The organism is Massilia sp. CT11-137 (assembly GCF_047302885.1).
Lineage (GTDB): Bacteria > Pseudomonadota > Gammaproteobacteria > Burkholderiales > Burkholderiaceae_D > Telluria > Telluria orientalis.
Map to the genome: position 1 here is coordinate 2,173,065 of NZ_JBKYMP010000001.1, position 22,839 is coordinate 2,195,903.

Annotated in this window: 24 protein-coding genes and 1 pseudogene; 8 read left to right on the forward strand and 17 right to left on the reverse strand. The window is 63.0% G+C overall.

Annotation, left to right across the window (positions count from 1 at the left end):
* Window positions 1-91: 91 nt before the first annotated feature.
* The 9 genes from ACEN98_RS09765 to ACEN98_RS09805 all read right to left on the reverse strand — a co-directional run bounded on the left by ACEN98_RS09765 (window position 92) and on the right by ACEN98_RS09805 (window position 8,300).
* Window positions 92-589, reverse strand: coding sequence for a peroxiredoxin (locus ACEN98_RS09765; protein WP_413383861.1), 498 nt, complete (start codon window positions 587-589; stop codon window positions 92-94).
* A gap of 36 nt (window positions 590-625) precedes the next feature.
* The gene (locus tag ACEN98_RS09770) at window positions 626-1,567 is read right to left on the reverse strand and encodes a polysaccharide deacetylase family protein (protein ID WP_413383863.1); all 942 of its coding nucleotides are present in this window, start codon (window positions 1,565-1,567) and stop codon (window positions 626-628) included.
* A gap of 15 nt (window positions 1,568-1,582) precedes the next feature.
* On the reverse strand, window positions 1,583-2,623 hold the full coding sequence (locus tag ACEN98_RS09775) for a bifunctional UDP-4-keto-pentose/UDP-xylose synthase (RefSeq protein ID WP_413383865.1): 1,041 nt from the start codon (window positions 2,621-2,623) through the stop codon (window positions 1,583-1,585).
* Window positions 2,624-2,645: 22 nt separating this feature from the next.
* Window positions 2,646-3,563 (reverse strand): formyltransferase, encoded by a 918-nt coding sequence (locus ACEN98_RS09780; protein ID WP_413383867.1) that lies wholly within the window; start codon window positions 3,561-3,563, stop codon window positions 2,646-2,648.
* An 88-nt stretch (window positions 3,564-3,651) separates the two neighbouring features.
* Window positions 3,652-4,635: a glycosyltransferase gene (locus tag ACEN98_RS09785; RefSeq protein ID WP_413383869.1), complete on the reverse strand. Its 984-nt coding sequence runs from the start codon at window positions 4,633-4,635 to the stop codon at window positions 3,652-3,654.
* 11 nt (window positions 4,636-4,646) lie between these two features.
* The gene (locus ACEN98_RS09790) at window positions 4,647-5,786 is read right to left on the reverse strand and encodes a DegT/DnrJ/EryC1/StrS family aminotransferase (RefSeq protein ID WP_413339293.1); all 1,140 of its coding nucleotides are present in this window, start codon (window positions 5,784-5,786) and stop codon (window positions 4,647-4,649) included.
* 76 nt (window positions 5,787-5,862) lie between these two features.
* On the reverse strand, window positions 5,863-6,237 hold the full coding sequence (locus tag ACEN98_RS09795) for a 4-amino-4-deoxy-L-arabinose transferase (RefSeq protein WP_413383871.1): 375 nt from the start codon (window positions 6,235-6,237) through the stop codon (window positions 5,863-5,865).
* A gap of 9 nt (window positions 6,238-6,246) precedes the next feature.
* Window positions 6,247-7,914 carry a glycosyltransferase family 39 protein gene (locus ACEN98_RS09800; protein WP_413383873.1) on the reverse strand — a complete coding sequence of 556 codons (1,668 nt, stop codon included), beginning with the start codon at window positions 7,912-7,914 and terminating at the stop codon, window positions 6,247-6,249.
* Window positions 7,911-8,300, reverse strand: a complete 390-nt coding sequence (locus ACEN98_RS09805) for an Mth938-like domain-containing protein (RefSeq protein WP_413339288.1) — start codon at window positions 8,298-8,300, stop codon at window positions 7,911-7,913. Before ACEN98_RS09805 ends, ACEN98_RS09800 begins: the two co-directional genes overlap by 4 nt.
* 215 nt (window positions 8,301-8,515) lie before the next feature.
* Here ACEN98_RS09805 and ACEN98_RS09810 point away from each other — a divergent pair, with 215 nt between their 5' ends.
* On the forward strand, window positions 8,516-9,742 hold the full coding sequence (locus tag ACEN98_RS09810) for a pyridoxal phosphate-dependent aminotransferase (protein WP_056136773.1): 1,227 nt from the start codon (window positions 8,516-8,518) through the stop codon (window positions 9,740-9,742).
* Window positions 9,743-9,771: 29 nt separating this feature from the next.
* Complete coding sequence (locus ACEN98_RS09815) at window positions 9,772-11,091, forward strand: homoserine dehydrogenase (protein WP_413339286.1); 1,320 nt, start codon at window positions 9,772-9,774, stop codon at window positions 11,089-11,091.
* 58 nt (window positions 11,092-11,149) lie between these two features.
* Here ACEN98_RS09815 and ACEN98_RS09820 read toward each other — a convergent pair whose 3' ends face one another.
* Complete coding sequence (locus tag ACEN98_RS09820; RefSeq protein WP_413383875.1) at window positions 11,150-11,362, reverse strand: hypothetical protein; 213 nt, start codon at window positions 11,360-11,362, stop codon at window positions 11,150-11,152.
* A 258-nt stretch (window positions 11,363-11,620) separates the two neighbouring features.
* Window positions 11,621-12,904, reverse strand: coding sequence for a Glu/Leu/Phe/Val family dehydrogenase (locus ACEN98_RS09825; protein ID WP_413383877.1), 1,284 nt, complete (start codon window positions 12,902-12,904; stop codon window positions 11,621-11,623).
* 1,061 nt (window positions 12,905-13,965) lie between these two features.
* On the opposite strand from ACEN98_RS09825, the gene ACEN98_RS09830 reads away from it, so the two are divergent.
* Window positions 13,966-14,847 (forward strand): Shedu anti-phage system protein SduA domain-containing protein, encoded by an 882-nt coding sequence (locus ACEN98_RS09830; RefSeq protein ID WP_413383879.1) that lies wholly within the window; start codon window positions 13,966-13,968, stop codon window positions 14,845-14,847.
* Window positions 14,848-14,911: 64 nt separating this feature from the next.
* Here the strand turns inward: ACEN98_RS09830 and istB are convergent, their stop codons facing one another.
* The gene (gene istB, locus ACEN98_RS09835) at window positions 14,912-15,697 is read right to left on the reverse strand and encodes an IS21-like element helper ATPase IstB (protein ID WP_413382469.1); all 786 of its coding nucleotides are present in this window, start codon (window positions 15,695-15,697) and stop codon (window positions 14,912-14,914) included.
* Window positions 15,694-16,752 carry an IS21 family transposase gene (gene istA / locus ACEN98_RS09840; RefSeq protein ID WP_413385955.1) on the reverse strand — a complete coding sequence of 353 codons (1,059 nt, stop codon included), beginning with the start codon at window positions 16,750-16,752 and terminating at the stop codon, window positions 15,694-15,696. Before istA ends, istB begins: the two co-directional genes overlap by 4 nt.
* Window positions 16,753-16,871: 119 nt before the next feature.
* Here istA and ACEN98_RS09845 point away from each other — a divergent pair.
* The 3 genes and pseudogenes from ACEN98_RS09845 to ACEN98_RS09855 form a co-directional block, all read left to right on the forward strand.
* A pseudogene (locus ACEN98_RS09845) lies at window positions 16,872-17,231 on the forward strand (Shedu anti-phage system protein SduA domain-containing protein); the annotation flags it as partial.
* Entirely contained in the window at window positions 17,212-17,415 is a 204-nt protein-coding gene (locus ACEN98_RS09850; RefSeq protein ID WP_413383881.1) for a hypothetical protein, read from the forward strand. The pseudogene ACEN98_RS09845 and the gene ACEN98_RS09850, both read left to right, overlap by 20 nt.
* Window positions 17,396-17,806 carry a hypothetical protein gene (locus tag ACEN98_RS09855; RefSeq protein ID WP_413383883.1) on the forward strand — a complete coding sequence of 137 codons (411 nt, stop codon included), beginning with the start codon at window positions 17,396-17,398 and terminating at the stop codon, window positions 17,804-17,806. The genes ACEN98_RS09850 and ACEN98_RS09855 overlap by 20 nt, the downstream gene beginning before the upstream one ends.
* A 139-nt stretch (window positions 17,807-17,945) precedes the next feature.
* On the opposite strand, the gene ACEN98_RS09860 is transcribed toward ACEN98_RS09855, so the two are convergent.
* The 4 genes from ACEN98_RS09860 to ACEN98_RS09875 all read right to left on the reverse strand — a co-directional run bounded on the left by ACEN98_RS09860 (window position 17,946) and on the right by ACEN98_RS09875 (window position 20,215).
* Window positions 17,946-18,323 (reverse strand): nuclear transport factor 2 family protein, encoded by a 378-nt coding sequence (locus tag ACEN98_RS09860; RefSeq protein ID WP_413383885.1) that lies wholly within the window; start codon window positions 18,321-18,323, stop codon window positions 17,946-17,948.
* A 269-nt stretch (window positions 18,324-18,592) separates the two neighbouring features.
* The gene (locus tag ACEN98_RS09865; protein WP_413383887.1) at window positions 18,593-18,925 is read right to left on the reverse strand and encodes a HipA N-terminal domain-containing protein; all 333 of its coding nucleotides are present in this window, start codon (window positions 18,923-18,925) and stop codon (window positions 18,593-18,595) included.
* A gap of 2 nt (window positions 18,926-18,927) precedes the next feature.
* A complete protein-coding gene (locus tag ACEN98_RS09870) occupies window positions 18,928-19,191 on the reverse strand; it encodes a helix-turn-helix domain-containing protein (protein ID WP_413383889.1) in 264 nt (87 codons plus the stop codon).
* 82 nt (window positions 19,192-19,273) lie between these two features.
* Window positions 19,274-20,215, reverse strand: coding sequence for a LysR substrate-binding domain-containing protein (locus ACEN98_RS09875; protein WP_413342817.1), 942 nt, complete (start codon window positions 20,213-20,215; stop codon window positions 19,274-19,276).
* A 301-nt stretch (window positions 20,216-20,516) separates the two neighbouring features.
* Between ACEN98_RS09875 and ACEN98_RS09880 the strand changes: the two genes are divergently transcribed.
* Both ACEN98_RS09880 and ACEN98_RS09885 read left to right on the forward strand, forming a co-directional pair.
* Complete coding sequence (locus ACEN98_RS09880) at window positions 20,517-21,788, forward strand: dicarboxylate/amino acid:cation symporter (RefSeq protein ID WP_413383891.1); 1,272 nt, start codon at window positions 20,517-20,519, stop codon at window positions 21,786-21,788.
* A 32-nt stretch (window positions 21,789-21,820) separates the two neighbouring features.
* Window positions 21,821-22,825 (forward strand): porin, encoded by a 1,005-nt coding sequence (locus ACEN98_RS09885; protein WP_413383893.1) that lies wholly within the window; start codon window positions 21,821-21,823, stop codon window positions 22,823-22,825.
* Window positions 22,826-22,839: the final 14 nt, after the last annotated feature.

The following is a 22,839-nucleotide window of genomic DNA, read 5'->3' on the forward strand; positions in this document are numbered from 1 at the left end:
CAGATTGGAATGATGCGGTGAGGTAAAACAGTGACTCAAAATAGGCGTACGCTCGGCTAAAGGTTTTTGATAACCATCGCCAGCCCGCTCTTCAAGGCTGGCTTTTCAGGAATTCCAGCACTTCATCCACGTGATCATTGACTTTCACGCCACGCCATTCTTTCACCAACTTGCCGTCAGCGTCAATGACAAACGTACTGCGCTCGACCCCCCGCACTTTTTTGCCGTACATATTCTTCATCTTCATGACGTCGAACTGGGTGCACACGGCTTCGTCCGGATCCGAAATCAGTTCGAAGGGCAGGCCCAGCTTGGCCTTGAAATTTTCGTGCGAGCGCAGGGAATCGCGGCTGATGCCGTAGACGTCGGTGTTCAGCGCCTTGAATTCGTCGTAGCGGTCGCGGAAGTTCATCGCTTCCGTCGTGCAGCCGGGGGTATTGTCTTTGGGATAGAAGTACAGCACCGTGTAGCGCGCCGGGCGACCATTCAGCTGGAAGGTCTGGGCGCCGGTCATCGGCGCGTTGAAGTTCGCCAAGGGCGCGGCGGCGCCGTCTGCGGTTGCGGGTGCTGCGGTTGGGCTTTCGGCCACGGTAATCTCCTGTCTCGCGGGCCTGGCACCGCGTGCTTACATGGTCTTGTCGAGGATGATCAGTTCGCCCGATCGTCCCGGTAACTCGCCCCACTGGACCGTATGCTCGGGCAGCGGGTCGTCTTTTATCTTCTCATAATAGTCCGCCATCGAGGCAAGCCGGTAGCCTTGGGCTTTCCAGCCTGACAACAGCTGCTCGAATATGGGGGCGAGTTTCTGTCCTTCAAGCTCCGCGTGCAAGGTATACACGTGGTCGCGTTGCGGATCCGCCGTCAGCTTGAGCAAGTGGGCGGCGATATTGTTCTCGTCGATGACGGTGCCGTCGATCTCGCGGCCCAGCAGCTCGTCCAGCGTGGGCAAGGTGGTCGGCATCTGGATGTGCGACAGGCCCCGGTAGCGGTACGGGCCGAACTGCGGATCGGCCAGCGCGCCGTCGTCGCGCAACTGGGCGCGGCCGTCCGACGCGTAGCGGTAGCCCACCGCATCGTGGCGGGCGAACGCATGAGGGTTCATCTGCCAGCCCGCCGCGCCGTGCGTGTGCGGCGGCTCGCCGAACACTTGCGTATAGCGCTGCTCGCTCTTCTTCATCATGCGGTCCGTCCACGCGGCATCGCGCCCGCGCACATTGTCCTGCCACCAGACGTGGTCCCATGTGTGGATGCCGCATTCGAAGCCGGCGTCGCGCGCGGCGCGCATCTCGGCCGCCGCCTTCGCCCCGATGTCCGGGCCGGGCAGCAGCACGCCGTACATCAGGGTCTTGAAGCCATAGTGCTCCACCACGGACGTGCGCGACACCTTCTGGAAGAAGCCGGGACGCAGCGCGCGCCGCATCGCCCATCCCGTGTGGTCCGGGCCCAGCGAAAACAGGAACGTCGCGCCGGCCCCGTGCTTGTTCAGCATGCGCACGAGATTCGGCACGCCTTCGCGCGTGCCGCGGTAGGTGTCGACGTCGATCTTGAGGACGAGCAGCGGTGCCAAGGTGTGTCCTTCGCTTCAGTCGACGAGGGCCTGGGCCGCCGCGACCTGGCCGCGGTAGGCGTCGTAGATGTGGCGCAGTGCGTCCGCCATCGTCACGGCCGGTGCCCAACCGAGGTCGCTCTTCGTGTTCTCGATCTTCGGCACGCGCTTCTGCACGTCCTGGTAGCCGGTGCCGTAGTAGGCGCCCGAGCTGGTCTCGACGATCTGCACTTTCTGCGCGCCGGCCGCGTATTCCGGGTACTCGGCCGCGAGCTTCATCATCATGTCGGCCAGTTCGCGGATCGAATAATTGTTGACCGGGTTGCCGATGTTGTAGATCTGGCCGGTGGCACGGCCATCCTTGTTCTCGATGATCTTCATGAGCGCCGAGATGCCGTCGTCGATGTACGTGAAGGCGCGCTTCTGGTGGCCGCCGTCGACGAGCTGGATGGTCTCGCCGCGCACGATGTGGCCGAAGAACTGCGTCAGCACGCGCGACGAACCTTCCTTCGGCGTGTGGATGGAGTCGAGGCCGGCGCCGATCCAGTTGAACGGGCGGAACAGCGTGAAGTTCAGGCCTTCCATGCCGTAGCCCCAGATCACGCGGTCCATCAGCTGCTTGGCGCAGGCGTAGATCCAGCGCGGCTTGTTGATCGGGCCGTAGACCAGTTCGGAGTTCTCCGGATCGAATTCGGCGTCGCGGCTCATGCCGTAGACTTCCGACGTCGACGGGAAGATCAGGTGCTTTTTATATTTCGCGGCCGAGCGGACGATCGGCAGGTTCGCCTCGAAGTCCAGTTCGAAGACTTTCAGCGGCTCCTTCACATACGTCGACGGCGTCGCGATGGCGACCAGCGGCAGGATCACGTCGCATTTCTTGACGTGGTACTCGACCCATTCCGTGTTGATCGTGATGTCGCCTTCAAAAAAGTGCATGCGCGGATGGTCCAGCAGATGCGCGATCCGCTCGGAGTTCATGTCCATGCCATACACTTCCCAATCGGTCGTCTCCAGGATGCGCTTGGAGAGATGGTGGCCGATGAAGCCGTTGACGCCGAGGATGAGGACTTTTTTCATGTGGGTTTTCCTGGATGCTTGTTCAGGCCTGGCCTTCTGCGAGTTGTGCCCGCAGTTCGGCAGGGGAGATGCGCAGGCCGTCGGCCAGCAGGCTGTGGATGACCAGCGCGCGGCCGTCGCCGCAGACGCCGAGGATGGCATTATCGACGACCGCAAGGCCCGGCGAGAGGCCCTGAACATTACCGTTCTGTAATCGGGCGCGTTCGATGACGTAGCGGCGCGGCCCGACGTCCGTGAAGGCGCCGGGGTAGGGCGGGGCGACGGCGCGGTGCAGGTTGTACACCTCCTGCGCCGGTTTGGTCCAGTCGATGCGGCCGTCTTCCGGCTTGCGGCCGCCGAAGTAGCCGCCTTTCGTCAGGTCGTTCGGCGTGCGCGGCGCGGTGCCGGCCAGCAGGTCCGGCAGCACGTGGTACAGCGCCAGCTCCGCGGCGACCGTCACCTTGCCGAACACTTCGAACGCGGTGTCGTCGGGCAGGATCGGCACGGCCTGCTGGGCGACGATGGCGCCAGCGTCCGGTTTCACCGTCATCTCGTGCAGCGTGGCGCCCGTCTCGGTGGCGCCGTGCAGCACGGCCCAGTTGGTGGGCGCGCGGCCGCGGAACGCCGGCAGCAGCGAGCCGTGCATGTTGTACGCGGGGGCGATGTCGAGGATCGCCTGCGGCAGCATGTGGCGGAAGTAGAAGCTGAACATCAGGTCCGGCTGGGCTGCCTGGATGGCCGCGACCAGGTCGGCGCCTTTCGCATCACTGGGCGTGAGGTAGGGGATGCCTTCGGTCTCGCACAGCGAGAGGACGGATTCGAACCAGATGTTTTCGGTGGCGCTGTCCTGGTGCGTGACGACCAGGGCGACGTCGACGCCGCCGGCCAGCAGCACCTTCAGGCAGCGCACGCCCACGTTGTGGTAGGCGAAGACGACTGCGCGTTTGCGGGGTTGGGTCATAGTGTTCGAGTCAATTTGGGATGAGCATGCAAAACACCGTCATCCCCGCGAAAGCGGGAACGACGATTTTATGGCCGCGGCCAGATACTCAGCGCGCGACCTGGCGCTTCTCGATCCCGCCGAGTTCCGCCAGGTCCGGCGGCACGCCCTCCAGGATCGTGGCGACGACGTAGCGCGGCCGTGCGCGCACCTGCTGGTAGATGCGGCCCACGTATTCGCCCACGAGGCCGATGCCGAACAGGATCACGCCCATGAAGAAGAACGCGATCGCGAACAGCGTGAACACGCCTTCCGCCTCGGCGCCCAGCAGGAAGCGGCGGAAGATGAGCACCACCACCAGCAGCGCCGACAGCAGCGACAGGGTCATGCCCAGCAGCGAGAACATCTGCAGCGGCACGAGCGAGAAGCCCGTCATCAGGTCGAAATTCAGGCGAATGAGGCTGTACAGCGAATATTTCGATTCGCCGGCCGCGCGTTCCTCGTGCTCGACGACGATCTCCGTCGGCTTGCGCGCGAACTTGTACGCGAGCGCCGGCACGAAGGTGTTCACTTCGCCGCACTGGTTGACGAGGTCGATCACGTTGCGGCCGTACGCGCGCAGCATGTTGCCCTGGTCCGTGATGTGGATGTTCGTGATGCGCTCGCGCACCCGGTTCATCGCCTTCGAAGCCACCGTGCGCCATGCCGAATCCTGGCGCTTGCGGCGGATCGAGCCCACGTAGTCGTAGCCCTCGCGCATCTTGGCGATCAGCTTGTGGATTTCTTCCGGCGGATTCTGCAGGTCGGCGTCGAGCGTGATGACGATCTGGCCGCGCGTCTGTTCGAAGCCCGCGAGGATCGCCATGTGCTGGCCGTAATTGCCGTTGAAGAGGACGACGCGCGTGACGTCCGGGCGCTTGCGGTACTGCTCCGCCAGGATCGCCACCGAGTTGTCGCGGCTGCCGTCGTTGACGAAGACGACTTCGTACGCGATACCCAGCGCATCCATCGCCGGGTACAGGCGCGCGAACAGATTCGCCAGGCCCGCTTCCTCGTTATAGACCGGAATGACGACCGAGACTTCCGGCTTCATGGCCACCGTCGTCATTTTGCGAGCACCGCTTTGACGGCCTTCACGGCGCGTTCCACGTCGGCGATGGTCATTGCATTGAACATCGGCAGCGTGACCGTCAGGCGGCCGATCTTCTCGGCGACGGGGAACATCCCTTCCTTGAAGCCGCGCTCGCGGTACAGCGTGAACAGGTGGATCGGCGCGTAATGGTAGCCGGTGCCGACGTTGTGTTCCTTCTGCATGCGGGTCATGAAGTCGGCGCGCGTGCCGGGGCCGTTGTCCGGCAGGATGATCTGGAACAGGTGCCAGTTGCTCGTGCCGAAGGCCTGGATCGGCAGCTGGGCGCCGGTCTGCGTTTCGAAATCGGGGCCGAAGCAGTCGAAGTAATGGCGCGCCAGCGCGGCGCGGTGCGCCGTCAGCGTCTCCAGGTTCTTCATCTGGCCCAGGCCAATGGTGGCCATGATGTCGCTCATGTTGTACTTGCCGCCCAGGACGTCGACGTCGATGCCGTCCACGCCGCTGCGCGTCACGCCCTGCAGGCGGTACTTCTCGGCCAGGCGCGCTTCCTCGAGGTTGTTCAGCACGAGGCAGCCGCCTTCGCCGGTCGTGATGTTCTTGTTGGCCTGGAAGCTGAACGACGCGAAGTCGCCGAACGAGCCGATGCGCTTGCCGTTCCACAGCGAGCCGATGGCCTGCGCGGCATCCTCGACGACGCGCAGGTTGTGCTTGTGCGCGATCGCGTACAGGCGGTCCATGTCCAGCGGGAGGCCGGAGAGATACACGGGGATGATGGCCTTCGTACGCGGGGTGATCGCGGCTTCCAGCTTGTCCAGGTCCATGTTGCGCGTGACCGGATCGATGTCGGCGAAGACCGGGGTCGCGCCCACTTCGATGATCACGTTGGCGGTGGCCGGCCACGAGACCGGCGTCGTGATCACTTCATCGCCCGGCTTGATGCCGGCGATGCGCAGCGCGATCTCCATCGTGCAGGTGCCGGAATTGAAGGTGCGGACCGGACGGCCGCCGAAGTATTCCGACAGCAGGGCCTCGAATGCCTGGTTTTTCGGACCGGTCGTGATCCAGCCGGAGCGCAGCACTTCGCCGACGGCGGCGATGGTCTCTTCGTCGATGGTGGGCCGGGAAAAGGGCAGGAAAGGCAGCTCGGCAGTCATGGAAAGCTCGTTATTCTCTTGTAAAGATGTATGCGGACAAAGCTGGCATTGTAACAGCGCCCTGTCCGACGCTAAATTAGGTTCTTGCCAGCAACACGACGCCGACGACGATGACGCCGATGGCCGCCAGGCGCTGCGGCGACACCACCTCGCCCAGGAACATCCAGGCGCCGAACGCGGACACGACATAGCCCAGCGACAGCATCGGATACGCGATCGTCACGTCCGTGCGCGACAGGCCGATGATCCACACGACCAGCGAGATGGCGTAGCAGGCCAGCCCGCCCAGGATCGGCAGCTGGGTCACGACCTTGACGAAGGTCTCGAACCAGTTGCTCATGGTGAGATGGATGGCGCCGCCGATGGCGTTCGTGCCCGCTTTCAGCAGCAGCTGGGCACAGGCGTTCAGGATCACGCCGGAGATGATGAAGGCAAAGGTGGTGAGGTTCATTCGGGAGTATCAAAAATTCGCGATGACGGTACGGCGCGCGTCCGCCGCCACGATGCGCAGCGGGACGCCCTGGCGCTGCAGGTCCGCGGCGATCTCCGGACGGATGATCGCCACGTTGCGCACGCCGGCGGCCGCATCCGTGCGCCAGCGGGCGACGAACCCGGGAATCGTCGGGATCGCGAGTTCCGGTTGCTGCTGGAGGCCGAAGTCGAACTCGTCGCGGTAATCGACGAGCGTCACGGGACGGCCGAGATAGAAGGTCAGCGACTGCTCGTAGATCCCGACCGAATAGACTTTCACGGCAGGATTCGCGGCGCCGGCGGCCTTCAGCGCGGGCAGCAGGTTGACGCCCGCGCGCACTTGGCCGATCGGCTCGAAGCCGACGAGCAGCAGCTGCGTGCCGGCGAAACCGGCGACGGCCAGCACGACGACGAACAGGTCGCGCAGCATCTGGCGCGCGTACAGCAGGGCGAGGCAGCCGCCGATCAGCAGCACGAGGCCCGCCGCCAGCACCCACGGCTGATAGGCCGCGTACAGCACGTCCTCGCCCGCATGCTTGGCGAACTTCAGCATGAACGGGACGGTGACGAGGAAGCCCACGCCCAGCAGCGCCGTCAGGGCGGCCGTGACCATGCGGCCGCGGCGCGTGCCGGCGTCCAGGTAGACCGCCACCAGCAGCGCGACGGCGGGGAACACGGGCAGGATGTAGCCGGGCAGCTTGGAATTCGACTTGGTGAAGAACAGCGTGATGAACGCCACCCACACGAGCAGCATCAGGCGTGGACGGAATTTGGTCGTCTCGCCGTCGCGGCGGGCGGCACCAATCAGGCTTTGCACCAGCACGCCGACCCACGGCACGCTGCCGGCGGCCAGCAGCACGAAGAAGATGTACCAGGCCGCTTCGCGGTGGTGTTCCTTCTTGAGGAAGCGGTCGAAGTGTTCGTGGACGAAGAAGAAGTGCGGCTGCTCCGGATTCTTCAGCCCGACCAGCACGAACCACGGCGTGGCGATCAGGAAGAACAGGATCAGGCCTTTCACGATGTGCAGGCGCTTCCAGATGGCCCAGTCGCGCGAGAAGATCGTGTAGAACACGAGCACGCCGCCCGGCAGCACGAGGCCGATCAGGCCCTTGGACAGCACGGACAGCGCCATGCCGGCCCAGCACACGAGCATCCAGTTGCGGCGCTCGGACCCGGAAGCATCGTCGCGCTGGGCGATGAGGAGGGCGCACAGGGCCACCGTCATCATGCCGGACAGGCCCATGTCGAGCGAATCGATCTGGCTGCACGCGACCCAGTAGAACGAGGAGCCGAGGACCAGCGCGGCGTAGAAGCCGATGCGCGCGCCGAACACGCGGGTGCCCGCGACGCCCGTCAGGACGACGCCCAGCAGGCCGCACAGGCCCGTCCACAGGCGCGCCTGCCAGTCGCCGAGGCCGAACAGGGTGAACGACAGGGCGTTCATCCACGTCTGCAGCGGCGGCTTTTCGAAATACTTGATGCCGTTCAGGCGCGTCGTGATCCAGTCGCCGCTGGCGAACATCTCGCGCGCCATCTCGGCGTAGCGGCCTTCATCCGGCGGCACGAGCGTGCGCGCGCCCAGTGCGTACAGCAGGACGGCGGCAAAGACGATCAGCAGGGTCCAGGTGAGGGTTTTATTCCGGTGCAGGTCGTTCATGCGGCCTTCGCGTCCCCTTCGATGATCAGCGCCAGCGTCACCTTGCGGCCTTCGCCCATCAGGATGTTGTAGGTGCGGCAGGCGGCGTGGCTGTCCATGCTTTCGACGCCGATGCGCTGGCTGGACAGGCTCGTGACGAGGCGCGGATGCACGAAGCGCTGGCGCTCGCCGGTGCCGAGGATGACGACGTCCGGCTTGTCGGCCGCGATCGCCTCGAAATGCTCGGCTTTCAGGTCCTCGAAGCGCGTGACGGGCCACGCGCGCGGTGCCACCTCGGGCATCACGAGCACGCTGTAGTCGAAGCGCTGGGCGTTGATCTCGACGCCGGCCCGGTCGTAGCCGGTGACCGTCTGGTATTTTTCGGTGCTGCTGGAATGGAGCTTCATGATGGCAAGCCGGGGAATGACAGGCACAGGGCGCGTATTGTAACTGGTTTCCAGTACGTCCCAGCAATGGGCGGTTGCTTAATCCCCGCCAATTGGGCAGAATGGAATTTTTCGCATTGCAACAACGGGGGCGTCGATAAACCTACTGCGCTACGGTTTCTCGAAACCCCCGGAGAAGGTGCAGATGTGTTCAGATACATTTCCAAGGTGATATTTTGCGACCGATTCTGAAATCCAACAAGCTCGACGACGTCTGCTACGAGATCCGTGGCCCGGCGCTGCAGATCGCGCGCCAGATGGAGGAAGACGGCCACAAGATCATCAAGCTGAACATCGGCAACCTGGCCGTGTTCGGTTTCGATCCGCCGGACGAGATCGTGCGCGACATGATCCTCAACATGCAGAACTCGGCCGGCTACACGGATTCGAAGGGCATGTTTGCACCGCGCAAAGCGATCATGCATTACACCCAGGAAAAGAATATCCGCGGCGTCGGCATCGACGACATCTACCTGGGCAACGGCGCCTCCGAACTGATCGTGATGGCGATGCAGGGCCTGCTGAACAGCGGCGACGAAGTCCTCGTCCCGGCGCCGGATTACCCGCTGTGGACGGCGGCCGTCAGCCTGGCCGGCGGCAATCCCGTGCACTATGTCTGCGACGAGCAGGCCGGCTGGCTGCCCGACATCGACGACATGCGCAAGAAGATCACGCCGAACACGCGCGCGATCGTCGTCATCAACCCGAACAACCCGACCGGCGCGCTGTATTCGCGCGACGTGCTGCTTGAAATCGTCGAACTGGCGCGCCAGCACCAGCTGATCGTCTACGCCGACGAAATCTACGACAAGACGCTGTACGACGGCGAGGAGCACGTATCGCTCGCCTCGCTGGCCGACGACGTCCTGTTCGTCACCTTGAACGGCCTGTCGAAGAACTACCGTTCGTGCGGCTACCGTGCCGGCTGGATGGTCCTCTCCGGCGAAAAACGCCATGCGAAAGACTATATCGAAGGCCTGAACATGCTGGCGTCGATGCGCCTGTGCGCGAACGCGCCGGGCCAGTTCGCGATCCAGACCGCGCTCGGCGGCCACCAGAGCATTGCGCACCTCGTGGCCCCCGGCGGCCGCCTCGCACGCCAGCGCGACCTGGCTCACCAACTCCTGACCGATATTCCGGGCGTTACCTGCGTCAAGCCAAAAGCGGCGCTGTACATGTTCCCACGCCTCGACCCGAAGATCTACCCGATCGCCGATGACCAGCAATTTATCTGTGAGCTGTTGTCCGAGGAAAAAGTCCTGCTGGTGCAAGGCACTGGCTTCAACTGGAAGACGCCGGACCATTTCCGCCTGGTCTTCCTCCCCAATTCCGACGACCTGACGGATGCGTGCGGCCGTATCGCCCGCTTCCTCGACGGCTACCGGCGCCGCCACGCGCGCTGAGAACGACAGACAGCAGACAGTATATTCATATGAAACCCATCAAAGCAGGCTTGCTCGGCCTCGGCACCGTCGGTGCAGGCACCTACCACGTCCTCCAACGCAACCAGGAAGAGATCCGCCGCCGCGCCGGCCGCGGCATCGAGGTTGCGATGGTCGCCGTCCGTAACCTCGAACGTGCCAAGCGTATCGTCGGCAGCGAAGTGGAGGTCGTCGCCGACCCGTACGCCGTCGTGAACAATCCGGACATCGACATCGTCGTCGAACTGATCGGCGGCTACGACCTGACGCGCGAACTGGTGCTGCAGGCGATCGCCAACGGCAAGCACGTCGTCACCGCCAACAAGGCGCTGCTGGCGCTGCACGGCAACGAAATCTTCGAGGCGGCCCAGGCCAAGGGCGTGATGGTGGCGTTCGAAGCGGCCGTCGCCGGCGGCATCCCGATCATCAAGGCGCTGCGCGAAGGCCTGTCGGCCAACCGCATCGAATCCGTCGCCGGCATCATCAACGGCACGACGAACTTCATCCTGTCCGAGATGCGCGACAAGGGCCTGGACTTCAACACCGTGCTGAAGCAGGCGCAGGAACTGGGCTATGCGGAAGCGGATCCGACCTTCGACATCGAAGGCGTGGACGCGGCGCACAAGCTGACCATCATGTCCGCCATCGCCTTCGGCATCCCCGTGCAGTTCGGCAGCGCCCACATCGAGGGCATCAGCCAGCTGCAGGCCGTGGACCTGCGCTACGCCGAACAGCTGGGCTACCGCATCAAGCTGCTGGGCATCACCCGCCGCACGACGGTCGACGGCAAGGAAGGCATCGAACTGCGCGTGCACCCGACCCTCGTGCCGGGCGCGCGCCTGATCGCGAATGTCGAAGGCGCGATGAACGCCGTGCTCGTGCAGGCCGACGCCGTCGGCGCCACGCTGTACTACGGCAAGGGCGCAGGCGCCGAGCCGACCGCCTCCGCCGTCATCGCCGACCTGATCGACGTGACCCGCCTGGCGACCGCCGACCCGTATTCGCGCGTGCCGCACCTGGCGTTCCAGCCGACGGAACTGGCCGACGTGCCGATCCTGCCGATGGAAGAAATCCGCACCAGCTACTACCTGCGCGTGACCGTGCAGGACCAGCTGGGCGTGATGGCCGACCTGACCCGCATCCTGGCCGACGCCGGCATCTCCATCGACGCCGTGCTGCAGAAGGAGCCGGGCGAGAAGGCGCGCACGGACATCGTCATCATCACCCACCAGACCCGCGAAAAATACGTCAACGCCGCGATCGCCAAGATCGAGAGCCTGGCGACGACCGTCGGCAAGGTGGTGCGCATCCGCCTGGAGAGCCTGGGCTGATCGTCCCCGCTCGAATCGAAGCCGCCGCCGTGCGAACGGTGTGCGGCTTTTTTACGTCTCATGGTGCGGTGCGCCAGCGCCGCGCGAGCGGGATCGGGGACAGGCCGATGTGGCCGAGGAATCCGTCGGCGAATTCGTCCACGCAGCGGCGTTCCACCTGTGTGGGCGCGTGCAGCGGGGCGGTGGTGAGCGCCAGCAGGCGGCGCTCGATGTGGTCGAACAGCGCGTCGTCCGCGCCGGGAGATGGGGGAGGGAAGCCGGTCGTTTTCATCTCCACATCTTACCTGTGCTGCGGCGCACAAGAAATGGTGTGCGAATGCATGTATGCGTTCGCTCAACGATGTGAGAATGTGCTGCAACGCATGCTTATCTGCGCGCAATGTGCGGTGAAAAATGGATTTTTTTGAAGTCGCGTGGCGTCGTACCGGCAGGTGCGCCACGCGATTCGTAGGGTGGGCACGCCGTGCCCACGCGGACGTTTGCATGACGCATGCGTCACGCGTGGGCGAAGGTCGCCCACCCTACGGTGTCACGGGTACAGGCCGCGCACTTCACGCGCCTGCAGGATGCGCGTGCAGGCCACGATGAACGTCGCGGTGCGCAGGCTCACCTTCTTCTCCTGCGCGACGTCCCACACGGCGCCGAACGCGCTCTGCATGATGCGGGTGAGGCGGGCATTGATCTCGTCCTCCGTCCAGAAGAAGCTCGAGAAATCCTGGACCCATTCGAAGTACGACACGGTGACGCCGCCCGCGTTGGCCAGCACGTCCGGCACGACGAGGACGTCCTTGTCGGCGAGGATGTCGTCGGCTTCCGGCGTCGTGGGGCCGTTCGCGCCTTCCAGGATGATCTTCGTCTTGAGTCCCGTTGCGACGTCCGCCGTGATCTGCCGCTCCAGCGCGGCCGGGATCAGGATGTCGGACTCGATGTCCCAGAACGCGTCGCGGTCCAGCGTCGCGTCCGCACCGGGGAAGCCCTTCACGCCGCCCGCTTCGGCCACGTGCTTGTGCAGTTGCGCGACATCGAGGCCGCCTTCGCGCACGATGGTGCCCGTGTGGTCCTGCACGGCGACGATCTTCGCGCCCGCGTCGGCGAAGATCGTGGCAGCGGTGCCGCCGACGTTGCCGAAGCCCTGGATGGCGATGCGCGCGCCGGCCAGCGCCACACCGCGCCGCGCCGCGGCTTCCTGCCCGACGACGAACACGCCGCGGCCCGTCGCTTCACGGCGTCCCAGCGAGCCGCCCAGCGAGATCGGCTTGCCCGTCACGACGCCCGTCGACAGATTCCCTTCGATCATGGCGTACGAATCCATCATCCAGGCCATGACCTGTTCGTTGGTGTTCACGTCCGGCGCGGGGATGTCCTTCGTCGGGCCGATCAGCATGCTGATCTCGCTCGTATAGCGGCGCGTGAGGCGCTGCAGCTCGCCCTTCGACAGGGTGGACGGATCGACGCGGACGCCGCCCTTGGCCCCGCCGTACGGCACGTTGACGGCCGCGTTCTTCACCGACATCCACGCCGACAGCGCCATCACCTCCGACAGCGTCACGTCCTGGTGGAAGCGCACGCCGCCCTTGCCCGGACCGCGCGACAGGTTGTGCTGGACGCGGTAGCCCTCGTAATGCGCAATGGTGCCGTCGTCGCGTTCGATCGGGACGTCGACGGTCAGGATGCGCTTCGGACGCTTCAGCGTTTCGATCCAGCGCGACAGGCTGCCCAGGTGCGGGGCGACGCGGTCGACCTGTTGCAGGTACTGGCCCCACGGGCCGAGGTCGTTCGGGTTCAGGTAGGAAGGGATGTAGTCGTGGCTCATGGCAGGTCTCCGTGTGTGGTTCAAGGCTGAGCGCATCATAGGATGGGTGGCCGGAGACTGGCCAATGCTGCTTGCGCATGCGGTCATGCGCAAAAAGCATGGCTGTGTTTGCGTGGTTTATGCGGGCCGGCAGCGGTTGTCGCGGTCGGGGGCATTGTCGTGATCACGCCTGCGGAGTGGCGCTGAACGGCATCGGCTGCGAGGATGACTGCCTCCTCATCGTGTGCGACCGCGTGGCTGGACGCTCGATGCTCAGACTGGACATGGCTGGAGGCGGTCGTGAAATCGCACGAATCGTTCACATCAGGGGTACACGAGCGTCGATGCGCGGTCGCTCACCCTTCGGCGATCTGCGGTGCGTGGAAAGATGAGCTTCAGCAAGCGGCTAAACGTCTTCGGAGCGAAGTGCCGGGGCTATGCCATCAGTTCGTTTGCGAACACGGCCGTTATCCAAGTGCCCGGACAGCGGCATGATACGTCAGTTATCGGTCGAGGCTGTGTAAAAACGCAGGCCCGACGTGACGTCTGCGGCGCCCGGCCTTCCAAAACGCTCGCTACGGCGTTTTCATGAGGTCGGGAATGGTAAAGCGACCCCTGAAAACATCATGATTTTACGTTTTAACACAGCCTGGACCCAAAGCAGACGGTCGCGTCCACAACCGCTTAGCACGTTTTTGCGGAATCAGCTCTTTGGAACAGGCGCTCGAGTTGGCCCGGCTCATAGTCAACACCTGCGGTGACGGTTCATTCTTCAGTTGGCCCTGCAAGCCATGCAGCTCGACGTCGAAGACAACATTGCCAAGTACAGTACAGGTCACGGAGAGCTTGAAATCCCCGTCAGTCGACTGCCTTTCTTGGGTACCACGCTATGGCCGACCTTGTTTGCTAAGGTCAGCAAGGAATGCTTGACGTCCAGTGCCAATAACGACTCCGCCGAAAGCCAGGGGGCAACAAAAATTTAGAAGCAGCAACTCATGAGCAGTTTATGAACATATAATTTAACTAAGAAATATCCAAGTTTTTTCGATTTCGCCGATTTAAGAGCGCGCACGGAGACCTGCATGGACGAAGGTGATTACGACTTCAATAAGAGGCCGCACAAGACCTACATGAGCCCCAGCCTTCCAGATTTGGATGGCAGCGGACGAAAGATTCGCATCGCCACCAAGACTTTCGCCGCCGCGACTGAACCGGAATTCGCCACGGTGAAAGGGGAGCTGGTCGTTAGGCATAAAGAAGGCCAGAAGCGGGTCGTCACCGCGAGTTTTTTTGAGGACAACCGCGACGTTAAAGTATTAAGGCTGCAAGCCTTCACGGCCGCGACCGGGTCAGCCCACAAGAACGGGTTTTCCCTCATTGGACGCGAGATCGCGACATTTTTAGAATTTGCGAAGCATATCCAAGAGCACATTTTCAAGCACGACCACCCCGTTAACATCGAAGACGAGGAGTTGCGGCGTTTTATCTTGTCCGAGCGCCAGGCCGTTCAGATCATCGCCGAGTATCCAGAGGCCTTGGCTGAGGCTCTGCGCACTCAGGTGACGAAAAAAGACCTTGTCGCGGTCGCTTATCGACGCAAGCAACTGGAGACGTTCGAGCGCCTTTTGAAAGAGCCAGATTACTTTGCGAACCTGAAAGCGCGCAAAGGATGCACCGACGAGGGGCTCTGGCAACGATTCTTCGAAAAGAACACCTGGATCTTTGGCTACGGATTGGGTTACTTGTTTCTTTCATCGATGGATGACCAAAAACTAGAATCCGCCGTGCAGGGGCATTCAATCGTGTCCCATGGCAAGCGAGCCGACGCCTTGATGAAGACCCGCGGTTTGATTTCAAGCCTCTGCTTCGTCGAGATCAAAATTCACACAACCAAGCTCCTCGCCTCGACGAAGGCACCCTACCGAGCCGGGTGCTGGGCGCTGTCAACGGCGATTGAAAACTGATACAGATTTCGTCATGCCAGCGATTTAAAACTGATACACCGCCGTCGCCGAACACCGTCCGTGTTCAGCCCAGTTCTGCAACGTCGTTCCCCCTCATCATTCCGGCCTGTCGCTGGTGTTTCAAGCGATAGCTTTCCCCTGCAATCGGCACGATATGCGCATGGTGCAGCAACCGGTCGAGCAGGGCCGCAGTCAGCGTCGTGTCCTGCGCGAAGGTCGTGTCCCATTGCCCGAACGGCAGGTTGCTGGTCACGACCAGGCTGCTGCGCTCGTACATGGCCGCGATCACCTGGAAGAACAAATTGGCCTGTTCCCGGTTCATCGGCAAGTAGCCGATCTCGTCGATGATCAGGAGCCGATATGCCTTGATCGCGCGGTGCATCACCGCCTTCAGATTGTTCTGCGTGTGCGCCGTCGTCAACGCCAGCAACAGGTCGGCTGCCGTCGTGAAGCGCGTCTTGATGCCGGCCTGCGTGGCCTTGTAACCGAGGGCCATTGCCAAGTGCGTCTTGCCCACGCCGCTGGGGCCGACCAGTACCACGTTTTCATGCCGTTCGACGAAGCCCAGGCCGGCCAACTCCTCGACCTGGCTGCGTTTGACGCCCTTGGCAAAGTCGTAGTTGAACTCATCCAGCGTCTTCACTGCCGGGAATCCGGCCAGCCGGGTCAGCGTGCTTTGCTTGCGCACATTGCGTCCAGCTACTTCCTCCCTCAGCAAGCCTTCCAGGAAGTCGCTGTAGGCCGTTCCCTGCTTGGCTGCCTTCTGGGTTGCGGCGCTGTAGCCCTGCGCCACGAACGGCAGGTTCAGGCTCTCGCACAGCGCCGCGATCCGCTCATGCTGCAGATTCATGCCACCACTCCTTCCGATACCCGCATCAGCAGCGCGTCGTAGACCTGCAGCGGATGCTGTACCGGAGAAGGTTGCGCGATCCGCTCCACCACTGCCGCCGGCCGTGGTGCCGCAGGCGCCGTTACTGCCGGTTGCGGCCGGGCTGCCGCAATGTCTGCCCGCCACGGTGCTGGCAGTGGCTGCAGGTGCTCCGACTCCCGCTTCAACGCCGCGGCTGGCGGCTCCCCGGTGGTGCCGTGGATGCGTGCATTGGCCACTTCTTGCAACCAGTGAGCCACTTCCACGTTGGCCGTTACGACATCAAGCTTCTGGCCGCTCTGCGCCAGCCGGCTCACCAGCGGCACGTAGAACGAACGGCGCAGATAACCGTTGAAGCGTTCGACCTTGCCCTTGGTCTTGGCACGGTACGGCTGGCACAGCTTGATCACAAAGCCGCTATGCCTGGCATAGTCCAGGAAGCCGGCATGGAAGCGGTGCTCGCCTTCGCCGTAAGCGTCGCGCTCCAGTACCACCGTCTTCATGTTGTCGTACAGGACCCGCCGCGTCACGCCACCGAAGGCAGCGAAAGCGCGCTCGTGGCAAGCGATCAGGGTTTCCACCTTCATGTTGCTGACGAACTCCACATAGCTGGCCCGGCTAAAGCCGAGCGTGGCGCAAAATGCATACAGCGGCGCGCTGCCCTTGCGGAACTCGACCCAGTCCACCTGCAGCTGCTCGCCCATCGCCGTCTCGAAACGCACCACCGGATCTACCGGCGGCGTCGGGCGCAGCGTGCGCATGAAGGCGCGCAGCTGGCTCATGCCGCCTTCGTAGCCGCGCGCTGCGATCTCACGGTACAGCACCGTGGCTGGAATCGTATCGGGCTGGGCGGCCTGCTGCCGATCCCTCAGATACCGCTCGAATTGCGCCAGCTTCGTCTGGCGCTTGACCTTGCGCTCGTACTTCGGCACGGCCTCCAGAGCCAGATGCCGGCGCACCGTGTTCACTGCGCAGCCGACTTCAGCGGCAATCTGCCGAAGGCTCAACCCATGCTTCTTCAGTAGCTTGACTTCCACGTACACCTCTTTGGGTTTCAAGGCCGCTCCGCAAAGCGGCCATCTTCTCAAATCGGTGTATCAGTTTTCAATCGCTGCCTGTATCAGTTTACAACCGCTGCTGACAGGCGCCCTCGCCTGAACTGGTCGGAGCCGTCGCCCAAGCTCAAGGGACGGTTCACGCCGCAGTCAAAAACATCGGCGAGAAATACTCGGGACGCGACGAGTTCGGGGCGCCCACTGGCGAGGCGGCGTTCAATATACAGCCCAGGTCTTTCTTGGTAATCGGCAGCTTAGACGAATTCATGGGTGCGAACGGCATAAACGAGGAGCAGTATCGGTCCTTCGAGCTTTACCGCCGCAATACGTCCTGGCCGGAAATTATCACGTTCGACGAACTGTATGAGCGGGCGAGCTATATCGTCAACCATGCGGGTGCTTCGGAGGGCGAATTTGTGGACGAAAAAAACGGAGACGGCCATGGCACTTCCCATCAATGACACGATCGTCGCGGCCGTGGCTCAGCTCATCGACGACTCGGAGTCGAACGGCCAATACCGTGACCCGGCCCACTCGGATATCGATTTCTACGTCAATCAGGCCGGCCTTGCGGCCGACAAGCATGAATACAGGCCAGCCACCACAAAGATAAAGGCAACATACGATGACTTTCCTAATTGCTGAACACCCAATTGCATCTGTCGACCAGTTCAAGCACGCGCTGCTCACATACCGTGATCGGGGCCGCGGCATCCCGCCGGCCTGGCTCATCATGTTATGCGCGCAGGGTAAGGCGCCTTGTGCCGCCATGACGGCAACGGAGTTGGCTGATGTGGCCGGTTACCCCAACCACAGTTCGGCGAATCTCAATTACGGCAAGCTGGCGCGCAACCTGGCCGAAATCCTGAGCTTTACGCCCACCGAAAAACATCGGAATGGCGAGCCGGCCTGGTGGACCACGATCTCGACGGGCATCGGCGCCGATCCCGACGCTGATAAGCACTTCCAGTTTGTCATGCGTCCAGAACTTCTCCAGGCGCTTCGTGAGATGAACTGGGTGAAGGCAACTCAATAAGGCGGCGCGATGCAGGATAAAGGATATGTAGTTGGATCTTGAGTGTCCGCAACTGGGCCGAACGCGGCCGTTCAGTCCAGCATAGCAGTTCGCCGACCAGAAAAAATCACGGACAGTCACGACTTGGCCGGAATCGACCCTAAGCGGTCTTGGGCGGGAGGAGCGTAATTGCCCCGGACGCGAAGGAGGCACGCTGGATGCGCCCATTGACGACTTCGTAGATGCACAGCATCTCGAGCGTGCCTAGTCCTTCAGGAAAATTGCGCGAGATGAGTTCAAGGTCGGTCACGATATTGCCAATCACCGTGCGCGACAGCAGTCGTGCGAACAGATCAGGCTCTTTGAACCGCGCCAAATATCGCGGCCGAAGTTCGTCATGCCCTTTTGCCAGACGTTCGCCATGTAATGCGAATTGCTCGGCATCCGACGCGTAAGTACGCATCAGAGCGTCAACATCCTTTGCGTTGAAGGCGTCGAGTTGGGCCTGAACGACCGCCAGCGGCGAAGTGTCTTCCATTTGTTTCCTATCTGATGGTGATTAAAAGGGGTTAAGACAATAAGACGTCATTTTTGCTGCCGACGCGGAGTCTATCTCGAAGAGGTAATGGCCGCTCTTGGCTCAGGCTGTGTAAAAACGTAAAATCATGATGTTTTCAGGGGTCGCTTTACCATTCCCGACCTCATGAAAACGCCGTAGCGAGCGTTTTGGAAGGCTGGGCGCCGCAGACGTCACGTCGGGCCTGCGTTTTTACACAGCCTCGACCGTTTGCAGACGTTTGGAATGGCTCAGTGTGCGCCCTTGTCGATCTGATTATAAGGACAGGGTTTCTCAGGCGTTCTTAACTTGGCGGCATCGCTTCCAGCGCGTGTGCCGCAGCCAGCACGCCATTCGCTGTCGGGCAGCAGGCCGTCGAAGTAGTGGGAGACCCGGGCTCCCTTCAGCGGCTCATTGTGCAGGTTGAAGGGTAGCGACAGCGAGACAGGGCGGCCGCGCGGGGAGGCGCACCAGCCGGCATCGTACTGCAGCTCCGAGTTTCCGGCAGCATTGACCGTCCAGCGGCCGACATATTCTCCGTTGGCCCAGAGATTGAGGGTTTGGCTGTGCGAGCGACGTCCCATGATTACCACTCCGCCGAGTTGCTGGCCGCCGACGTATCCCTCTCGCCGAGTTTGAGCTCCAGCTTTAGTGCCGAGCACCAGCTGAGCAGCTGCTTGACGCTGAGCTCCTCGGGGTGATTCTCGAGGTGCGAGATACGGTTCTGGCTGACCCCGACATAGCCAGCCAGCTCAGCCTGCGTGATTTTATGCCGTTTGCGCGTGGCCTTGAGGAGCTGGCCGAGGTGGGATGCCGTAGAGAGCGTGTGGTAGTCGGGCGCGAGGGACATAGGCAATATCCGATATTCAGATAATCGAGTTTATCTGATTATCAGATAAAGTCAATATATCTGAATATCGGATAAAGCGATTTTACTCGATATTCGGATAAATCGCAGACTGCTCCGCGACGAGGTACTCCCACAGATCCGCGACGATCTGCTTGCCCGGCCGCGCATCGGACGGCCGTTCGCGATACAGCCGGATCTCCATCTCGATCTCCCACTGACCCGGCTCGCTGGCCCGCGCCAGCTGCCCCTGCGCGACCTCGCGCGTGACCGCCGATTCGGGCAGGAACGCGATGCCATGGCCATCGAGCGCCATCATCTTGAGGCCTTCCGCCATGTCGGTCTCGTAGCGTTTGTCGAAGTGCAGGCCGGGCTTCGCGTCGGCGAGGATCAGGTCCACCATCCGTCCGAGGTAGGCGTTCGTCGTGTAGGAGAGGAACGGCAGCGGCGCGTCCTTGCGGCCGGGCAGGCGGTATTCCGGGTGACCGTCCGCGCCGCAGCGAGCGTACGCGCACAACGCTTCGCGGCCCATCAGCAGCATGTCGTAGCGGCCCGGATCGACCTGCACCGGCTGGCGCGGATGGTGGTAGCACAGCAGCAGGTCGCACCCGCCCTCGACGAGCTGCAGCACCGCGTCATGGACGTTGAGGGCGATGAGGCGGCTGTTGATCGACGCGAAGTCGCGTTCCAGGGCGGCGAGCCACTTCGGCACGAACGTGAGCGACAGGGTGTGCGGGACGGCCAGGTCGATCGTCTTCGTCGCCGTGACGCGGTTGTTGCGCAACATCTCGCGCACGCCGTTGATCTGCCCGAGCATTTCCAGCGCCTGTTCGTAGAAGATCATGCCGGCCGGCGTGACGCGGGTGGGGAACGTGGTGCGGTCGATCAGGTCCGTGCCGAGCCAGTTTTCCAACGAGCGGATGCGGCGCGAGAACGCGGGCTGCGTCACGTGCCGCAGCTGCGCGGAGCGGCTGAAGTTCTTGGTCTCGACCAGTGAAATGAAATCTTCCAGCCATTTGGTTTCCATGCCGCGTCCTGCGCTGTTGAATATCGCGGCATTGTAAGGCCATTCCCGGCCCGGCATACAGGGCCTTGCGGAGCCTTTCCAATTATTCATACAGCCCCCGCCGAGCGCGTCCCGAAAGTTGGACGCTCCGGGCTCGCAAACTTCAGTTTCCAAAATAAAACACATTTGTAATCAGGCGTTTACCACGTAAATATTTCAAAGATCTCTCTGGCATGCGGCTTGCTGTTGTGGTCGCACCCGGTTCCCGCCGGGTCACGACAACACGCGGCGCCAAGAAACGCCGCGATTCTTGGAGATCAAAGTGAAAAAGAAGCGTCCCCTGACCCTGTACATCCTGATCGCGATGGTGCTGGGCGCCGCGGTCGGCTACGGCCTGCATGAAACCGTCGCCGACAAGACGATCAGCGCCGACATCGCCGCCCACATTTCCATCGTCACCGACGTGTTCCTCCGGTTGATCAAGATGATCATCTCGCTGCTCGTGTTCTCGACGCTGACGGTCGGCATCGCGCACATGGGCGACGGCCGCGCCGCGGGCCGCATCGGCATGAAGGCCATGGCCTGGTTCGTGATCGCGTCGCTGGTCTCGCTGAGCCTGGGCATGTTGCTGTCGAACGTGATGCAGCTGGGCGCGCACCTGAACCTGCCGCTGCCGCCGGTCGACGCGGCCACGGGCCTGAAGACCACCGCGTTCACCTTGAAGGACTTTGTCGCCCACCTGGTGCCGAAGTCGCCGATCGAGGCGATGGCCAACAACGAGATCCTGCAGGTGCTCGTGTTCGCGCTGTTCTTCGGCGCCGCGCTGGGCGCGCTGGGCCAGTCGGCCGCCGGCCTCACCGCCGTGATCGACCAGCTGGCGCAGGTGATGCTGCGCATTACAGGCGTGATCATGAACATGGCGCCGCTGGCCGTGTTCGCGGCGATGGCCTCCATCATCACCACCAACGGCCTGGGCATCCTCCTCACGTTCGCGAAGTTCATGGGCGGCTTCTACCTCGGTCTCCTGACGCTGTGGATGCTGCTGATCCTGGGCGGCTCGCTGTTCATCGGCAAGCGCGTGCTGCACCTGCTGGCGCTGATCCGCGAACCGTTCCTGCTCGCGTTTTCCACCGCCAGCTCGGAAGCCGCGTATCCCAAGCTGCTGCTGGCGCTCGACCAGTTCGGCGTGCAGCGCAAGATCTCCAGCTTCGTGCTGCCGATGGGGTATTCGTTCAACCTGGACGGCTCGATGATGTACTGCACCTTCGCCGTGCTGTTCATCACGCAGGCGTACGGCATCGACCTGTCGCTGGGCACGCAGATCACCATGCTGCTGCTGCTGATGCTGACCTCCAAGGGCATGGCCGGCGTGCCGCGCGCGTCGCTGGTCGTCATCGCCGCCACGCTGAACCAGTTCCACATTCCCGAAGCGGGCCTGCTGCTCCTGATGGGCATCGACCAGTTCCTCGACATGGGCCGCTCGGCCACCAATGCCGTCGGCAACGCCGTCGCCACGGCCGTCGTCGCCAACTGGGAAGGCGCGCTGGAAGAAAAACCGCAACAGGTCGCACCCGTCGTCGCGCAAGTCGGCTGACCACATAACAAATCAAATCAACGGAGACTTCATTGAAATATCGTCATATCGCTGGCGCCGGCGCGTGCGCGCTCGCCATGCTTGCCACCTGCGCGCAGGCGCAATCGTTCGTTAAAGTCTACGGCGTCGCCGACGCCGGCATCGTGCTGGACCGCGGCGGCGCCGCCGGTTCGTCGCAGAACATCGGCAGCGGCGTGGCGTCCGGCTCGCGGCTGGGCTTCAAGGGCAAGGAAGATCTCGGCGACGGCCTGAGCGCCGTCTTCGTCGTGGAAAACGGCTACAACATCGACACCGGCAAGGCCGCGCAGGGCGGGCTGCTGTTCGGCCGCCAGGCGTACGTGGGCCTGTCCGGCGCGGCCGGCACGATCAGCCTGGGCCGCCAGTACGCGCCGTACTACAAGGTCATGCGCGACATCGTCGACCCGTTCTGCACTGGCCTCGCGGGCAATGCACAGAACATCCTCCCCGGACTCGGCCGGGTCGACAACTCGGTCGAGTACCAGTCGCCGAAGTGGAACGGCTTGTCCGCCGATGTGCTGGTCGGCGCGGGCGAGGTGGCCGGCGACGCCGCGAAGAACCGCACCTTCGACGCGTCGGCCACGTACGAAGCGGGTCCGCTGACGCTGGCGCTGACGCATCACCGGCAAAACGATGCGACGGGCGCCGCGCACGACCGCAACACGATGGTGGTGGGCCGCTACCGCTTCGGCACCGTGACGGCGCACGCGGCCTTCGCGCGCAACCGCAACGTCCTGGGGCATGCCAGCCGCGACGCGCTGCTGGGCGTGGCCGTGCGGGCCGGCGCCGCGGGCAGGGTGCTGGCCTCGGTGATCGTCCACCGCGACGATTCAGGCCGCGACGCCCACGCGCGCCAGGGCGCGATCGGCTACGAGTACAGCCTGTCGCGCCGCACCGACCTGTACGCGGCGTATGGCCATATCGTCAACCGCAACGGCGCCGCGTACACGGTCGGCGACGCCACGAACGCCGGTACCGGCACCACGGGCATCAACCTGGGCGTGCGTCATGTGTTTTAATCGCACAACGTAAA

Coding starts and splice junctions, on each gene's coding strand:
- ACEN98_RS09775 (WP_413383865.1), bottom strand. CDS start 2,623: ATGAAAAAAGTCCTCATCCTCGGCGTCAACGGCTTCATCGGCCACCAT.
- ACEN98_RS09780 (WP_413383867.1), bottom strand. CDS start 3,563: ATGACCCAACCCCGCAAACGCGCAGTCGTCTTCGCCTACCACAACGTG.
- ACEN98_RS09785 (WP_413383869.1), bottom strand. CDS start 4,635: ATGAAGCCGGAAGTCTCGGTCGTCATTCCGGTCTATAACGAGGAAGCG.
- ACEN98_RS09790 (WP_413339293.1), bottom strand. CDS start 5,786: ATGACTGCCGAGCTGCCTTTCCTGCCCTTTTCCCGGCCCACCATCGAC.
- ACEN98_RS09795 (WP_413383871.1), bottom strand. CDS start 6,237: ATGAACCTCACCACCTTTGCCTTCATCATCTCCGGCGTGATCCTGAAC.
- ACEN98_RS09800 (WP_413383873.1), bottom strand. CDS start 7,914: ATGAACGACCTGCACCGGAATAAAACCCTCACCTGGACCCTGCTGATC.
- ACEN98_RS09805 (WP_413339288.1), bottom strand. CDS start 8,300: ATGAAGCTCCATTCCAGCAGCACCGAAAAATACCAGACGGTCACCGGC.
- ACEN98_RS09815 (WP_413339286.1), top strand. CDS start 9,772: ATGAAACCCATCAAAGCAGGCTTGCTCGGCCTCGGCACCGTCGGTGCA.
- ACEN98_RS09820 (WP_413383875.1), bottom strand. CDS start 11,362: ATGAAAACGACCGGCTTCCCTCCCCCATCTCCCGGCGCGGACGACGCG.
- ACEN98_RS09825 (WP_413383877.1), bottom strand. CDS start 12,904: ATGAGCCACGACTACATCCCTTCCTACCTGAACCCGAACGACCTCGGC.
- ACEN98_RS09830 (WP_413383879.1), top strand. CDS start 13,966: ATGGACGAAGGTGATTACGACTTCAATAAGAGGCCGCACAAGACCTAC.
- istB (WP_413382469.1), bottom strand. CDS start 15,697: ATGAATCTGCAGCATGAGCGGATCGCGGCGCTGTGCGAGAGCCTGAAC.
- ACEN98_RS09850 (WP_413383881.1), top strand. CDS start 17,212: ATGGCACTTCCCATCAATGACACGATCGTCGCGGCCGTGGCTCAGCTC.
- ACEN98_RS09855 (WP_413383883.1), top strand. CDS start 17,396: ATGACTTTCCTAATTGCTGAACACCCAATTGCATCTGTCGACCAGTTC.
- ACEN98_RS09860 (WP_413383885.1), bottom strand. CDS start 18,323: ATGGAAGACACTTCGCCGCTGGCGGTCGTTCAGGCCCAACTCGACGCC.
- ACEN98_RS09865 (WP_413383887.1), bottom strand. CDS start 18,925: ATGGGACGTCGCTCGCACAGCCAAACCCTCAATCTCTGGGCCAACGGA.
- ACEN98_RS09870 (WP_413383889.1), bottom strand. CDS start 19,191: ATGTCCCTCGCGCCCGACTACCACACGCTCTCTACGGCATCCCACCTC.
- ACEN98_RS09875 (WP_413342817.1), bottom strand. CDS start 20,215: ATGGAAACCAAATGGCTGGAAGATTTCATTTCACTGGTCGAGACCAAG.